The sequence below is a fragment of the Staphylococcus auricularis genome (assembly GCF_051172115.1).
GTDB classification, from domain to species: Bacteria; Bacillota; Bacilli; order Staphylococcales; family Staphylococcaceae; genus Staphylococcus; species Staphylococcus auricularis_A.
In genome coordinates, this window is record NZ_JBPIZN010000002.1 from 224,986 (window position 1) to 240,718 (window position 15,733).

Annotated in this window: 16 protein-coding genes; 14 read left to right on the plus strand and 2 right to left on the minus strand. The window is 38.5% G+C overall.

Annotated features, from left to right (window positions below):
* The first annotated feature begins 179 nt into the window (after positions 1-179).
* From ptsG to ACSBRB_RS05285, 6 genes are all read left to right on the plus strand, one after another.
* Positions 180-2,270: a glucose-specific PTS transporter subunit IIBC gene (gene ptsG / locus ACSBRB_RS05260; RefSeq protein WP_435031899.1), complete on the plus strand. Its 2,091-nt coding sequence runs from the start codon at positions 180-182 to the stop codon at positions 2,268-2,270.
* Between the two features lie 133 nt (positions 2,271-2,403).
* Positions 2,404-2,706 (plus strand): hypothetical protein, encoded by a 303-nt coding sequence (locus ACSBRB_RS05265; RefSeq protein ID WP_435031900.1) that lies wholly within the window; start codon positions 2,404-2,406, stop codon positions 2,704-2,706.
* 26 nt (positions 2,707-2,732) lie between these two features.
* The gene (locus ACSBRB_RS05270; RefSeq protein WP_435031901.1) at positions 2,733-2,960 is read left to right on the plus strand and encodes a GNAT family N-acetyltransferase; all 228 of its coding nucleotides are present in this window, start codon (positions 2,733-2,735) and stop codon (positions 2,958-2,960) included.
* Positions 2,961-3,068: 108 nt separating this feature from the next.
* Positions 3,069-4,052: a D-cysteine desulfhydrase family protein gene (locus tag ACSBRB_RS05275; RefSeq protein ID WP_435031902.1), complete on the plus strand. Its 984-nt coding sequence runs from the start codon at positions 3,069-3,071 to the stop codon at positions 4,050-4,052.
* A gap of 277 nt (positions 4,053-4,329) precedes the next feature.
* On the plus strand, positions 4,330-4,668 hold the full coding sequence (locus ACSBRB_RS05280) for a thioredoxin family protein (protein WP_435031903.1): 339 nt from the start codon (positions 4,330-4,332) through the stop codon (positions 4,666-4,668).
* 42 nt (positions 4,669-4,710) lie between these two features.
* Positions 4,711-5,685: an alpha/beta hydrolase gene (locus tag ACSBRB_RS05285; protein WP_435031904.1), complete on the plus strand. Its 975-nt coding sequence runs from the start codon at positions 4,711-4,713 to the stop codon at positions 5,683-5,685.
* Between the two features lie 297 nt (positions 5,686-5,982).
* On the opposite strand, the gene ACSBRB_RS05290 is transcribed toward ACSBRB_RS05285, so the two are convergent.
* Entirely contained in the window at positions 5,983-6,273 is a 291-nt protein-coding gene (locus ACSBRB_RS05290) for a hypothetical protein (RefSeq protein WP_435031905.1), read from the minus strand.
* Positions 6,274-6,673: 400 nt separating this feature from the next.
* On the opposite strand from ACSBRB_RS05290, the gene pgsB reads away from it, so the two are divergent.
* The 5 genes from pgsB to ACSBRB_RS05315 are packed head-to-tail and all read left to right on the plus strand — an operon-like array spanning position 6,674 to position 11,123.
* On the plus strand, positions 6,674-7,831 hold the full coding sequence (gene pgsB, locus ACSBRB_RS05295; RefSeq protein WP_435031906.1) for a poly-gamma-glutamate synthase PgsB: 1,158 nt from the start codon (positions 6,674-6,676) through the stop codon (positions 7,829-7,831).
* A gap of 5 nt (positions 7,832-7,836) precedes the next feature.
* Positions 7,837-8,289: a poly-gamma-glutamate biosynthesis protein PgsC gene (gene pgsC / locus ACSBRB_RS05300; protein ID WP_059108000.1), complete on the plus strand. Its 453-nt coding sequence runs from the start codon at positions 7,837-7,839 to the stop codon at positions 8,287-8,289.
* 14 nt (positions 8,290-8,303) lie between these two features.
* Complete coding sequence (locus tag ACSBRB_RS05305; RefSeq protein ID WP_435031907.1) at positions 8,304-9,374, plus strand: CapA family protein; 1,071 nt, start codon at positions 8,304-8,306, stop codon at positions 9,372-9,374.
* Positions 9,364-9,525, plus strand: coding sequence for a hypothetical protein (locus tag ACSBRB_RS05310; RefSeq protein WP_169791265.1), 162 nt, complete (start codon positions 9,364-9,366; stop codon positions 9,523-9,525). Before ACSBRB_RS05305 ends, ACSBRB_RS05310 begins: the two co-directional genes overlap by 11 nt.
* Positions 9,526-9,527: 2 nt before the next feature.
* The gene (locus ACSBRB_RS05315; protein ID WP_435031908.1) at positions 9,528-11,123 is read left to right on the plus strand and encodes a gamma-glutamyltransferase; all 1,596 of its coding nucleotides are present in this window, start codon (positions 9,528-9,530) and stop codon (positions 11,121-11,123) included.
* Positions 11,124-11,230: 107 nt separating this feature from the next.
* Here the strand turns inward: ACSBRB_RS05315 and ACSBRB_RS05320 are convergent, their stop codons facing one another.
* Entirely contained in the window at positions 11,231-12,568 is a 1,338-nt protein-coding gene (locus ACSBRB_RS05320) for an aspartate aminotransferase family protein (RefSeq protein WP_435031909.1), read from the minus strand.
* A 278-nt stretch (positions 12,569-12,846) separates the two neighbouring features.
* On the opposite strand from ACSBRB_RS05320, the gene ACSBRB_RS05325 reads away from it, so the two are divergent.
* From ACSBRB_RS05325 to ACSBRB_RS05335, 3 genes are read left to right on the plus strand one after another with little or no spacing between them, the layout of a single operon-like run.
* Positions 12,847-13,431: an MptD family putative ECF transporter S component gene (locus ACSBRB_RS05325; protein WP_435031910.1), complete on the plus strand. Its 585-nt coding sequence runs from the start codon at positions 12,847-12,849 to the stop codon at positions 13,429-13,431.
* 2 nt (positions 13,432-13,433) lie between these two features.
* Positions 13,434-14,153: an energy-coupling factor transporter transmembrane component T gene (locus ACSBRB_RS05330; RefSeq protein WP_435031911.1), complete on the plus strand. Its 720-nt coding sequence runs from the start codon at positions 13,434-13,436 to the stop codon at positions 14,151-14,153.
* Positions 14,154-14,163: 10 nt separating this feature from the next.
* The gene (locus ACSBRB_RS05335) at positions 14,164-15,624 is read left to right on the plus strand and encodes an ABC transporter ATP-binding protein (RefSeq protein WP_435031912.1); all 1,461 of its coding nucleotides are present in this window, start codon (positions 14,164-14,166) and stop codon (positions 15,622-15,624) included.
* Positions 15,625-15,733: the final 109 nt, after the last annotated feature.

Sequence of the window (15,733 nt, forward strand, 5' to 3'; positions counted from 1 at the left end):
ATCGCAATCTCCTATTGTGCTTGAGTTGGGTTCAGTGTATACTAAGAAAAAATCCATACTTGAAGCGTGTTACTGGTTATGCAGGCATGAGCAAATCATAAAAGCTATGTAAAAAGTAGTTTTGTTTGCTCATGCCTTTTTTTATGCTTTCAAGTTGTAGGAAGGGAAGATTTTGTTTTATGTTCAAGAAAGCTTTTGGGCAGTTGCAACGTATTGGGAAAGCGTTGATGTTACCTGTAGCCATTTTACCAGCTGCAGGGATACTACTTGCCTTGGGGAATGCGATGCACAACGACCAACTCGTCGAGCTTGCGCCATGGTTAAACCATCAAATTTTTGTGATGATCTCAGGTATTATGGAGTCCTCAGGTCAAATCATTTTTGATAATCTACCGTTACTTTTTGCAGTAGGTACTGCACTCGGTCTTGCAGGTGGTGACGGGGTAGCCGCACTTGCCGCATTAGTCGGATATTTAATCATGAATGCCACGATGGGTAAAGTGATGAATATTACGATTGATGACATTTATAGCTATGCACAAGGGGCTAAAGAGTTATCACAAGCGGATAGAGCACCTGCACATGCCTTAATCCTTGGTATACCGACACTTCAAACCGGTGTGTTTGGCGGTATCATTATGGGTGCTTTAGCTGCATGGTGTTACAATAAATTCTTTAATATTACGTTACCCGCATTTTTAGGATTCTTTGCAGGAAAACGATTTGTACCTATCGTAACGTCTGCAGTCGCAATTCTTGCTGGGGTAGTTTTAAGTTTCGTATGGCCGCCAATTCAAGAGGGGTTAAATAGCCTTTCAAACTTCTTATTAGATAAAAACTTAGCACTGACGACATTTATCTTTGGGATTATTGAGCGTTCATTGATTCCATTTGGGCTTCACCACATTTTCTATGCACCGTTCTGGTTTGAATTTGGTCAATATGTGAATCAAGCAGGAGAAATCGTTCGTGGAGACCAACGTATTTGGATGGCGCAAATGAAAGACGGTGTACCATTTACTGCAGGTTCATTCACAACAGGTAAATATCCATTTATAATGTTTGGTTTACCAGCTGCCGCTTTCGCAATTTATCGTTATGCTCGTCCAGAGCGTAAGAAAGTTGTTGGTGGGTTGATGTTATCGGCAGGTCTGACATCATTCTTAACGGGGATTACAGAACCTTTAGAGTTCTCATTCTTATTTGTCGCTCCAGTTCTTTACGTCATCCACGTGTTATTAGCAGGAACATCATTCCTTGTCATGCACTTGCTTGATGTGAAAATTGGTATAACATTCTCTGGTGGATTTATCGATTATATTTTATATGGTCTATTAAACTGGGATCGTACACATGCCTTACTCGTTATTCCAGTTGGTTTAGTTTATGCAGTTGTTTATTACTTCTTGTTTAGTTTTGCAATTAAGAAGTTTAACTTGAAAACGCCTGGTCGTGAAGATAAAGAAGCGGCAGTGCGCGATACATCTGTCGCGAAATTACCATTTGATGTGCTTGATGCGATGGGTGGTAAGGAAAACATTAAACATTTAGATGCTTGTATCACACGTTTACGTGTAGAGGTCGTTGATAAAGCAAAAGTTGATGTGTCTGGATTGAAAGAGCTCGGTGCTTCAGGTGTGCTCGAAGTCGGCAATAACATGCAAGCTATTTTCGGTCCTAAATCAGATCAAATTAAACACGATATGGCTAAAATCATGAGTGGTGAAATCACCAAGCCGAGTGAAACAACGATTGTAGAAGAAGATGAAGATACAAGCGTTGAAGTCGACAAAGCAGAAGCGGATAAAGTTGCATCAGTGACAGATGATATCATTCACGCACCTGCGACAGGTGAACTCGTACCGATTAGTGAAGTGCCAGATCAAGTGTTTGCGCAGAAGATGATGGGTGATGGTGTGGCTATCATACCTGAAAAAGGAACCATCGTTGCACCGTTTGATGGTGTCGTCAAGACGGTATTTCCGACGAAACACGCGATTGGTCTTGAATCCGAGTCAGGTGTCGAAATGTTAATCCATATCGGAATCGATACCGTGAAATTACAAGGTGAAGGCTTTGATAGCTTAGTTGAGGAAAATGAAACAGTAGCGCAAGGTCAACCGTTGATGCAAATCGATTTAGACTATGTTAAAGCGCATGCACCAAGTATAGTAACACCACTCGTGTTTACAAACTTAAATGAGCGTACATTGGCAGACATTCAATATGGCCAAGTGAAATTAGGGCAACCGATTGTTACAGTCAAATAAAATTTAAGTTGATACGTGTCGTTATCATCCGGATAATGACGCGTATTTTTATGGATTTAAAAATAAATACATGTTGTAAATTAATTGAATTGTGGTAATATTGTTTTAATTTAAAAATAGAGCGGGTGATTTGATGACATTTGTACAACTTTCAGTAGATCAACATATTTCTATGGTACAACCTGAATATGTCATGGCTGAACAACTCTTTGAAGTTAAAGAACGGAACAAACAACATTTAGCACGATATCTTGATTTTATTCATGATGATATGACCGTCGAAGAAGATGTGACATTTATCAAAGAAATGTTGACGCAACAAGTGGAAGGCACCGGGCGATTATTCATCATTTATTACGACGACACGTTAGTCGGTACGATCGATCTTCATGGAATCAATCCTAAATTTAAAAAGGGGAGATTGGCTATTGGATAGACGAGGCATACGCGGGGAGAGGCATTGTGCCTAAATGTGTGAAACGTTTATGTGACTTCGGTTTCACGTCACTCGATTTAAACAAAATCTTGATTTATTGTGATGTTGATAATTATAGCAGCAATAGAGTAGCGATGAAAGCTGGATTTAAATTCATTAATACGGATAGAGAAGAACACATTTTAAGAGGCGAACTCCGAGATATGCATCGATATGAATTATTAAAGCGAGAATGGCAAGCATCATCAAAGTGATATATTTTTCAAATAAAGCTTAGTAAAATGGTCATAGTGAAAGGGATATCGATTGTGGGGACACAATGAAATGCCTATAATGGCACTAAGAATAAGGAGGCAGGGGCTATGTTATCACGTAAGTTAAATATTGCGCATTTACCAACACCTATACACAAACTTGAAAACTTAAGTGAGCAACTTGGTAAAGATATCTATATTAAACGAGATGATTATACTGGCACAGAAGTTTCAGGTAATAAAATACGTAAATTAGAATATACGATTCAATATGCACTCGATCAAGGCTTTAATTGTGTCATTACAACGGGTGCCATCACATCTAATCACGCACGTGCAACAGCAGCCGTTTGTGCGAAATATCAAATACCTTGTCATCTTGTATTGCGTGGTGAGTATGATGAATTTGAAGGGAATCTATTTTTAGATCGCATACTAGGTGCAGCAGTACATTTAATTGGTCCAGATGAATCACGAGAGTCAGCGATGGAAGCCGTAGCAGAAGATTTGAAAGCACAACAACACAATCCCTTACTCATTCCAGTAGGTGCATCGGATTGGATAGGTACACATGGTTATATTGATGCTTATCATGAAATCGTCACACAGCAACAACAATTAGGTATCAACTTCGACTCTATCCATGTCGCAGTCGGTTCTGGTGGAAGTTATGCGGGATTATGGTACGGTGCGCATACTGAACAACATGCGACACAGGTCATTGGTTATGCTGTCGATCAGAGTACGCAAGCATTTGAAAGAAAGGTGCAAGATATCATTCTTGATTTGGATAATACGGTAAAGGATTTTGACACGCTCCGCATTGTGGATGATTACATCGGTGAAGGTTATGGTATTGCGACGGATGAAGAATTACAGTTCTATATTGATATCGCACAACTCGAAGGCATTGTCTTAGACCCAACTTATACCGGAAAAGCTTTCCGCGGATTGGTGAATGAAATCAAGAAAGGTCATTATGAGCACCATGATCGTATCCTCTTTGTGCATACAGGCGGGCTACAAGGGTATACACAAGTGATTAGAGATCGAATCGAAGGATTATTAGATCAACGTAAAAATGACCGATAAAATAATAGCACTAATCTAAATAGGTGCGTCAACATCAAGCGATATGAATCAGTAATATATGAAAAAAGCAATTTAATTTATTATAATGAACATAGCAACGAAAACGACTGTCGATCCATAAATGGCGTGTGATTGTACATCCATAGAAGCGGCTAACGTCTATGTCTTATCACGATTCACGTTGTGTCCCAAATTGGTCTGTTGTAGTAGAGTGTCACTAAAGAGGCTCAATTCAGCAATGACTGAGTTTAGACGCAAATATAAAGGAGGGTAATGCATGGAACAATTATCATCAATCGAAGCTTTTCATCAATTTGTTGAAACGCATCCGCTTGCAGTGGTGCACGTGATGAAAGATCACTGTAGTGTATGTCATGCGGTATTGCCACAAATTGCCGATTTAGTAAATGAATACGATGGCGTGCCACTTGGTGTGATTAATCAATCACACCTTGAAGCCATTGCGGGGGAACTCTCAATTTTCACCGTCCCTGTAGATCTAATTTATTATGATGGCAAAGAGATGCATCGACAAGGCCGCTTTATCGATATGCAAGCGTTTGAACGTCAACTGAGTATGATGTATGACAGCTTGCAAAGCGAGCTTAAATCATAAATCGAGTAAGTTAAGTGAACGAAGTATTAGGAGGAACAGACCGTGTTAAAACGATTAACTGCTGTGACTGCATGCACTGTACTTTCATCTTATTTATATGCAAAAGTAGTTGAAAAAAGAAGCTATCCTAGTTTTCTATTCGAAATGATGCTCAGAGTAACAAGAGTGAAGCAGACATTCGTGACCGCTGAAAATGCGCAGCACATGATGGATAAAGTAAGCCCGTCTACTAAAGGGCCATTTAAAGGTACATCGTATCATTTTAAACATAAAGTCGAAGTCTATGATGTACAAGGTCAAACAGTTTATATCATCAATAATAAAAATGATCGCCAACAATCTGCGGTATTATATATTCACGGTGGCGCGTGGTTTAGAGATCCACGCGATCAACATTTTTCTTTTGTCGATGATTTGGCAGCTACACTCGATGCTAAAATTGTCATGCCGATCTACACGAAAGTCCCACACGGAGACTATCGCACGACCTTTGACTTGTTAGAAACATTATATAAACGCATGCTAAGTCAAGTTGAAAGTCCACATCAATTAACCATCATGGGAGATTCTGCTGGTGGTCAAATGTCGCTATCCTTTGCACAGTATTTGAAGACATTACAATTGCCACAACCGAGCAACATTGTGATGATTTCTCCATTGCTAGACGCTACGTTATCTAATCCTGAAGCTAAACGATACGAAAACGATGATCCGATGATTGCAATCCCCGGTGGTAAATTCTTCTTAAACTTATGGGCTGGCGACTGTCCATTAGAAGATTGGCGTTTATCACCGATCAACGGTGACTTAACACATCTGGGTCATATAACAATCATTATCGGCACAAAAGAAACGCTCTACCCAGATGCAGAGCGCCTTTCTCATAAATTAAATGAACTTACGATTCCACACGATTTTATTATCGGATACAATTTGTTCCATGTATTTCCAATCTTTCCAATTCCTGAGCGTAAACGCATTTTAAATCAACTCAAACAAATTATTCATAAGCATTAGGCTTTAAAAATAATAAAAAAGAAGTATAATAATATGGTAATACTTTGCGAATTACAAATAAAAAATTGAGTCAGGCACAGAATTGTGTGACTCATAGCCATTCAATGTGTAAGTTACATGCATATTGAATGGCTTATTCTATGTGGTTCATTGACGAATGATTCACTTACGCACGAAATGATAAGCATTCCAATTGTGCGTCGTTGATTTTAAGTGTAGGGGAGGGGAAGACAAATCGTTTTCTGAAACGATATATGATAAAAATAAAGTTGAAAATTTTCAATCCTGAGTAGATTGTTACTGTTTGTTGTTCAATGTTGCAGGTGTTATGATATGGAGAGTGGAAGGTAGCATCGTTGATTTAAAATTGAATAAATGTATCTCGTTTGCATTCGACTCAGGCGTGTCAGCACGGTCATTTCTTGAGTCGATAAATTTACTATGATTGGTATTATCTGCATCGAGTGCAGCACCTTTCATATCATTTCCTTGTATACTACCAATTAAGATCATTAACAGATAACCGATCGTTATAAGAGATATCACACCCAAGTATAATGTAAGTACGAAACGCTTATATTTACTCAATTCAGATACCTCCTCGTTTTGTCCTTTAAATTACAATAAACATAACATGAGAATATTAAGTACATGTAAATAACAAGTAAATTTATTACTTATATTAAAAGAATTTACATAAAAATACTTGCAAACACACAACCGTCATAGCAAATGACTTGCTTCATATACGGTGATTTTAAATTTTTGAAACTTTAATTCAATATTAATATGAAATTTACATTAGATTTACATTATTTAATGTGGCTAAATATTGAAGGAGTACCATGTTTTATAATAAGGATTGGAAAATGGAAAAGTATGTATAGCGCTAAGCTGAACAAAGATGTTTTATAACGAAGTAACATCATTTTCTGGTCCTTTTTTATATGCTAAAGCAATGAAAATACATTGAAATGAGGGTCATATATTGTTCTTTATCATCACCATCTGTGTGGTATTGGTTTTATGTTTAGGCATCGTAGATAAAAAAAGACACAATCAACGCTTAAAACGAATTCCAGTGCGGATTAACATAAACGGAATTAGAGGGAAATCAACCATAACGCGATTGATTTTCGGTATTTTAAAGGAAGATCAGTATCATGTGATCGGTAAAACGACGGGTACAGATGCGAGAATGATGTATTGGTATCAAGACGAGGAAACACCAGTCATTAGAAAACCTCAAGGTGCAAACATTGGTGAACAACGCGACATCGTAAAAAGTGTCGTCGACCAAAAAGCTAACGCCTTAGTCAATGAATGTATGGCAGTTAACCCAGATTACCAAATTACGTTCCAGAATGAACTCGTCAAAGCAAACATTGGTGTCATCGTTAACGTGATGGAAGACCATATGGACGTGTTAGGACCAACACTAGATGAGGTTGCACAAGCCTTTACTGCAACGATTCCTTATAATGGTCATCTTGTCGTTATGAAAGACGATTACACCGACTTCTTTATTAAACAAGCGAAAAAACGACATACTAAAGTCATCGTTGTTGATAAAAATGAAGTGCCAGAATCATTCTTGCGTAAGTTTGATTATCTCGTGTTCCCTGACAATGTTGCAATTGCGATGGGTGTTGCAGAAGCACTTGGCATTGATGCTAAAACAGCTACGCGCGGCATGCTTAATGCACCAGCTGACTCTGGGGCAGTCGAAATCAAATATTTCGAAGCCAATCAAACGCGCAATGTCTATGTGAATGCTTTTGCAGCAAACGAACCACAGTCCACTATGGCCATTCTAGATAAAGTCGCTTCTTACAATTACCCGTACGAAAAAGTGGTCGTCATCTTAAACTGTCGTTCAGACAGGGTAGATAGAACGCGATTATTCGCCGAAGATTTCCTACCAAATGTTAAGTTTGACACATTGATTTGTACCGGTAAGAGCACGCAGTTAGTCAGTGAAGTCATGAGAAATTATCCAGAGGTTAATTACTTAAACTTCGAAGGCCATAGCATTGAAGATGTGAAAAAAGCAGTCTATGAAGAATCAAAAGATGCATTGATCTTCTGTGCCGGTAATATTCACGGACCCGGTAAAGAAATTGCAGAATATATAGAAGGGATATAAATCATATGATAGGTTCAGAGTTATATTTTTCATTATTTATAGGTGTCGTTTTAAGTTTGTTATTCGCTGAGAAATTCGGTATTAATCCAGCAGGTTTAGTCGTACCAGGTTACTTAGCATTAATCTTTGATCAACCAGTCATGCTGTTATCAGTATTGATTATTAGTTGCCTTACATACTTTATTGTTAACCACGGTGTGAGCCGTTGGGTTATCTTGTACGGACGTCGTAAGTTCGCAGCTATGATATTAACAGGGATGATACTCAAGTTCTTACTCGATTTGATTTATCCCCTCACCCCGTTTGAAATGGTCGAAATGTCTGGAATTGGTGTCGTTATCCCTGGTATTATCGCTAATACGATTCAAAAACAAGGTGTCGTCATCACATTGGCTTCATGTATGTTATTAACATGTATCACTTATGTCATTTTATTCCTTTACAGCTTTATTAATTAGTTAGGAGCATGAAAATGAAAAAGCAAAAAAAATTGACCATGAGCGAACGGGTATTGAAATGGGCTAAAATGCATAAAAAGCACAACTCACTGCTTACCTTAGTGGTATTAGCTATCGTCATTGTTTTGATTGTCTTTGTAGTCAGTGCTCAAAAAACAGAGCCAATTAACACGACGGCCAAAGCGCAAGGAGATACGCGTTTTACTTATTTCGGTAATATTACCCTCAACTCTCACATACATAAAACAAATCTGAATGAGTCATTTGCAGCATTGAGAAATGTATTGAAGCAGAGTGATTATTCATCAGGTAGCTTGAGAATCGCTAAATTTTCCGATGATCAAAAGACCAACATCAATAGAAATATTGAAAACATCATGTTTTTAAAACGTTTAGGCTTCACAAGTTTAAATATCGTTAACGACAAAATCGATAACGTCCAAGCTATAGATTTAGACAAAAAAGCAGAATCACAAGTGGGTTATAACTATTTAACAGGTAATGGTTCAAACCCAATCAATAGTAAAACCGTACAACAAGAAATCAACGGGCAAAAAGTCGCAACCGTATCATTCACAGACGTAGAATCTAAATATACAGATTCATTGAGAAATACAACGTCTATCAGTTTGAAACCCCGCATTTTTATGCCACTCATTAAGAACTTGAAGAAAAATAACGATTACGTCGTTGTTAACGTAGACTGGGGTATTCCTGATGAACGTAACGTCACAACACGACAAAAAGAATATGCGCACGCATTATCAAAAGCGGGTGCGGATGTGGTTGTTGGTCACAATACAGTGGTCCAACCGATTGAACAATATAACAACACATCTATCTTTTACAGCTTAGGTAATACAACATCTGAGAACTTCTTATCTAAAAATAAAGAAAGTATCGCAGTACAACAAGATTGGAATAACAAAAACTCTACCTTCAAAATCACACCAGTGAAATATGAAGGTGGTAAGATCTCTACGAACAAGATGAACAAAATTGAACAGAGAAGATTGATGAATAACCTGCAGAAAGAGAATGTTAAATTAGAAAAACAAGATGGAGGTTATGTATATGAAGATTAAAGAACGTGGCGTAGCAATCATAATTGTTCTCTTGATCATACTAATCTTCTGCGTTGTTGTGTTTGCAAGAGCGAATGAAGGTTTAGATAAATATGAAAAACAAGAGATCCAAACAGAAGAAGTTAAATATTTATCTAAAGGAGCCAGTTGAAGATGAATATGTACAATAAAAAATTTCTGATTCTGATCTTAGTCGCGACCATCGCGGTATCGTTTGTGTTTTATTTTTATACAAAACCAGATACTTACGATAAAAATGAACTGTATGAAAATAAAATCGCAGGTCATACGCAATCTGCATCCAATCAACAAAAATACGGGGTGGCTTCCAACAATACCATCGCTACACGTATCGGTAATAAAATACTTAAAGATGGCGGTAACGCTGCCGATGCAACGATGGGTGTCGGTTACGCGCTAGCCGTTACAGAACCACACTCCTCTGGTCTCGGTGGTGGGGGCGTTATGTTGACATACAACGGTGATCAAAACGCTGAACCAAAACAATATCAATACAAAGATATTTCGTCTTATAACTTTAAACAAAAAGACGTCATCGGTACACCAGGATTTGTAAAAGGGATGCATGAAGCACACCAACGCGAAGGTAAAATGAGTGAAAAAGACATCTTAAATTATGTCATTCCACTTGCTACTGACGGCTTTGAAGTAGACTCAGAATTAGAACGAAGCTTGAAACTTTATGGTTCCGACGTAGATCGCGATTCTCCTTTCTTTGACGGCAGTAGAACTAAACGTGAAGGCGACGTTGTTAAACAACCTGCACTCGCTAAAACGTTGAAAGGCATTCGCGATAATGGTCCAGATTACTTCTACGATAAAGTAGGTAAAAGTATCTCTAAACAATTAGATAATAAATTGACTAAAAAAGACTTCCAAGATTATGAAATGACACCTAAAGCACCAGTTAGTACGGATTATCTCAACAACAAAATTTATTCAGCATCAAATCCATTATCAGGTACGTTAATGTTACAAGGGTTAGAAATCGATGAAGCGATGAATAACTCAGTTCCGATAAACCGTACAGATTACCTTGAAGGGGTCATCAAATCAAGAAACTTAATGTATCAAAATAGAGATATCGTTAATGGTCAAGACAACAATTCAGAAAACTACTTGTCTCAAGAATATATCTTAAGCCAATTAAACGAAGTCAACCAAACACAAGAAGAAATTAATCCAGAAGGCATAGACAATACACATACAACCCACTTCGTCGTAGTCGATAAAGATGGTAATCTTACAAGTACAACGAATACATTGGACAGTTACTTTGGCTCTGGTAAGTACATGAAAGAAGGCTTCTACATGAACAACGCCTTGAAAAACTTCTCCAGCGATCCAAACAGTCCAAACTATGGTGAAAAACATAAACAACCACGTTCATTTACAGCATCTACGATTGTCGTGGGACCTAACTTTTACATGGGTATTGGTACACCAGGCGGTAACAAAATCCCTACTATGCTGAACGAAGTGATTGTCGATTACATCAGAAATGACAGCACACTTCAAGATGCACTGGATAAACCAAGATTCTACAACGATGGTGGTACGGTTTATTATGAAAAAGCCATGCCAAACTCAGATATCGACGTCTTTAAAAACATGGGCTACAACGTGGAAGAAAAACGTAACGATCCAAACTTCGGTAGTGTTCAAGCCGCTGTCTATAACGAAGACGATGATACCGTTGAAGTTGGACAAGACGTAGGTAACAGATAGCACGAAAAACAAACCATTTAATAAGCGCTAACAAAAAAGCACATATTAAAAGAGGCTGAAACAATGTTCAGCCTCTTTTTTGTGTCTTTATAGAGAAAGATGGAAGATTACCATCCTTGTCCAGCAATGTTGTAGTTATCTAACTCACCCGCTTCAAGCGCATGAATCGCATCTTCAATCGTATCTAACGCTTGATCCAATTGATCGTATTCAATTACGAGTGGGGGTTGGAAGCGGAGCACATTACCTGCGATAGCGATGAGAATGACGCCGTGATCAAAACAGTAATTACAGATTTTGAGTGCCGCTTCAGGATCACGCGTTTTCTTCGCTTTATCTGAGACGATGTCTATACCGATGGAGAGTCCTTTACCACGCACATCACCGACACAGTCAAATTGCGATGGCCATTGGTCCATACGCTTTCTCACATAGTTTCCTTTATCTGTACTCGCTTGTAATAAATCATCTTCTTCAATCATTTGTAGTGTGGCAAGTGCCGCTTCACAACTAACTGGATTTGCACCTGTGGTAAAGAGGTGAGCAGGTGCATCTAAATGGTTCATGATCTCCTCACGACCGACAATCGCTGACATGGGTAAACCACCTGCCAATGATTTACCAAATGTGATTAAATCTGGTTCAATATCGAAATGTTCCACTGAACTCCATGTACCTGTTCGACCTAAACCTTGTTGAATATCATCTACGGCTAGAAGGATACCATTGTCTCTACAGATTTCTTGCAGTGCTTTAAAGTATCCATCGATCGGTTCTAATAGCCCTCCATCACCTTGCATCGTTTCAATGACAATACACGCGATTTCTTCTGCGGGGATATATTTTTCAAGCATTTCTTTGAAAGGCGCGAGATATTGTTCTACGGTTGCAGGGATTTCGCTTTCATATAATCCACGATAATTATCAGGATACGGGATATGGTAGAAGCCTGGGACCAATGGTGAATATTTTTTACGCATGTTGAGGCTGATGGCCGACATTGAAAGTGAGCCGTATGTAGAGCCGTGATAAGCATTTGTAAAACTGATGATATAGGGTCTACCTGTATAACCACGCGCGAGTTTGACGATACCATCGTTCGCATCAGAACCGGATAATCCAAACAATACGCGTTTTTCATAATCACCTGGCGCAATTTCGCAGAGCTTTTTAGCGAGTTTGACGAGTGGTTCATGATACATATATGCCGGTGTATAATGAACGAAGCGCTGTGCTTGTGCGGTTATTGCATCGACGACGGGTTGAGGTACATGTCCCACATTTTGTGAGCTGGCACTCGAGAGTAAGTCAATATATGTATTTCCATCCACATCAACTAATGTAGCACCGTGACCATGATCGATGGCTAACGGATAGTATTTGATGCGTCCTGGTTTGGCAAAATATTGTTCATCTTCTTCGATAAGTGAAGTCGCTTTTTTCATAATATTCCATCCCCTTAATTTACAATTCATTTCCTAAATATAAACATTATTCTAACAATTTAGAATTATCAATGTCAACAAGGGGGTTATTACGATCTTATAAATTAGGTAAAAGTGCATGCGAACTCACTTTGGGAAAGTAGGTTTAGGACAATTAAAAATGAGAAACTTATGATTCAATCATTGATAATCATTTTCAATTATTGTATCTTTGAAAGAGTAGTAAAATGAACTCTACAGCGTGAATTTTCACATAATAAGAGATTAAGGGTGTAAGGATGAAGAAACATAAATTAGAAGTTAAGGACTTAATATATATTGGTATATTTACGGCGATTTATTTTATCTTAATCGCACCACCTGGCATTTTAGGGATCATTCCGATATTTATGGTTCTATTGCCAGCGATGATTGGCCTGATTGGGGGCATCCCCATTATGATGCTTGTGATGAAAACCCAAACCTTTGGTGCGCTGACGATTTGTGGAATCGTCGTGAACATCATTTTGATTATGATGGGGCATCCGTGGGTGGCACTGATACTGAGTGTACCCGTCATTTTAATTGCTGACTATGTGATGTCCTTACGTCAATACAAAGATTGGAAACTGAATCGCATTGGCTATATCATTTTTTCTTTCTGGTCGATGGGGAATTTTATCCCGTTTTATTTTATGAGAAATGAATATTTATCTTTTATAGAAGATAAATACGGTGAGTCATATCAAGAGACTGTGGCAGGTTTATTTTCTGTCGGTATGATTCCAGTCATCATCATTACGACAGTGATTGGGGCATGGATAGGTGTCGAAATCGCACGACTAGTATTGAAAAAACATTTTAAACGAGCAGGAATGATTTAAACATGTATGAAGTAACGATCCATCAACACCATCCGTTCAACTTAGATCCTAGGGTTAAAATTGCTTTGATGTTAGTCATCTCATTGATTGCCTTAACTGGTGCAGTGTCTGGCCCTTGTGTCTTTGTGAGATTGATATTGCTATTCATTCCCGTCGTTTTATGTATGTTGATCGGTCAAGTTAAAAAGGGTGTCTTATTCGGATTGTTGATAGGAATTGCTTGGTACGGAGAAGCATTTACATATTTACCGCAACATCAAACACTCACGTTGCTTATTTTTATTCCAAGTGGGATTGTAACGCGTTTCGTACCACCGCTTCTCATGGGGTACTACATATTAAAAAGCACACAGGTCGAAGTACTCATTAGAGGTTTAGAAACATTAAAAATACCAAATCAAGTGACGATTCCGATAGCTGTGATGTTTCGCTTTTTCCCAACGATTAGGGAAGAAGCCGCACATATTAAGGATGCGATGAAAATGAGAGGCATCACACTTGCCCATGCATTCCGTCATCCAATTGTGTACTTGGAATATCGAGTGGTTCCTTTACTGAACAGCGTTATGAAAATCGGAAATGAACTGACGATTGCGTCAATGACACGTGGGCTGAACTTAACACATACGCGGACGAGTTTAATACAAATCAAGATTACATTGATCGACATTTGCTTTTTAGTGTTAACGCTGTTGTTATTCGTACTTTATTATTTGATTTGAGGGTGCATGTATGATCACGTTGAAAAATTTATCTTTTAGTTATGAAGATAGCCAACCGATTTTAAAGAATCTGAATTTAACGATAGAAACAGGAGAAGTCGTGTGTTTCACTGGGCCTTCCGGTTGTGGGAAAACGACATTAATCCGTATACTGAACGGGCTCATCCCTCAATATTTTGAAGGGGAGTTACAAGGTGAGGCGAATATCAATGGAACGTCTTTAATCGATCAAGACTTGTATGACATATCGAAAAATTGTGGGTCAGTGTTTCAAAATCCACGCTCTCAATTTTTCTGTCTCAATACAACAAGCGAGCTTGCATTTGAACCGGAAAACTATGGTGTCGATCCTGCATTGATTGCGCAAGATATCGCACAAGTAACGAAGCAAAATGAAATGACGCATTTATTGGATCGCAATATTTTCAACCTTTCTGGGGGAGAAAGACAGCTCTTAGCATGTGCTGCGGTGCAAGTGGCACACCATGATTTCATCATCTTAGATGAACCGTCTTCAAACTTGGACTTTACGACGATTGAAAAGTTAAAAAGAATGATTGATCAATGGAAACAACAAGGTAAGACGATTATCATTGCTGAACATCGTCTATATTATTTGATGGATGTTGCGGATCGCTTTATTGTCATGTCAGATGGGAAAATTGTTGATGATTATCAATCGGACACGTCCAATCAATTATCGCAAACGGTTGTGACAGAACTTGGATTGAGAGCAACCGATTTACGTGCGTTACAGCCGAATAATCATCCCTTTCAAAACGGTCGTGATATGTTGACGATCAAAGGTTTAAAATATCGCTATCATAAACGCGGGCCATGGGTGTTAGATATCGATGAGTTAGACATTGCACGTGGACAAGTGACAGCGTTAATCGGACATAATGGTGCAGGGAAGTCGACCTTTGCGCGCTGTTTGACGGGCATGTTAAATCCAAATCATGGGCGTATCATGTTCGATCAACAAGTGCTAACCAATAAAGAAAGGCTTAAACAGATTTATATGGTCTTTCAAGAAGTGAGTCATCAGCTCTTTACCGAAAGTGTGGAAGAAGAATTGTTGTTGAGTCAACCCGGTTTAACGTCGGATGAAATTGAAGCCGCGTTAGCGAAGCACCAACTTGCTGCGCTACGACAACAACATCCGATTGCATTATCTGGCGGTGAACAACAACGTTTAGCTGTAGCGAGTGCGATGGTCGCTGATCGAGATGTACTGGTTTTTGATGAACCTTCTAGCGGACTGGATGGCGCCCGCATGCGAGAGATGAGTCAACAATTAAAATCACTTGCAGCAGAAGGGTATACGATTATTCTAATCACCCATGACTATGAGTTATTATTGAATTGTGTTGATCAAGTGGTTGAGCTCGAACAAGGAAGTGTCGTCGCGCAATACGCTTTAAACAAAGGCTCATTAGTACAATTACAGCGCTTTTTTAATCTGATATAAATAGGAATTACGACATGTATCATGAATAGATGTCGCAATTTTTCATATCGTATTATATAATGAGGTACCAGTAAATAAAATGCAATATTAACAAAAAAATAACTAAAAT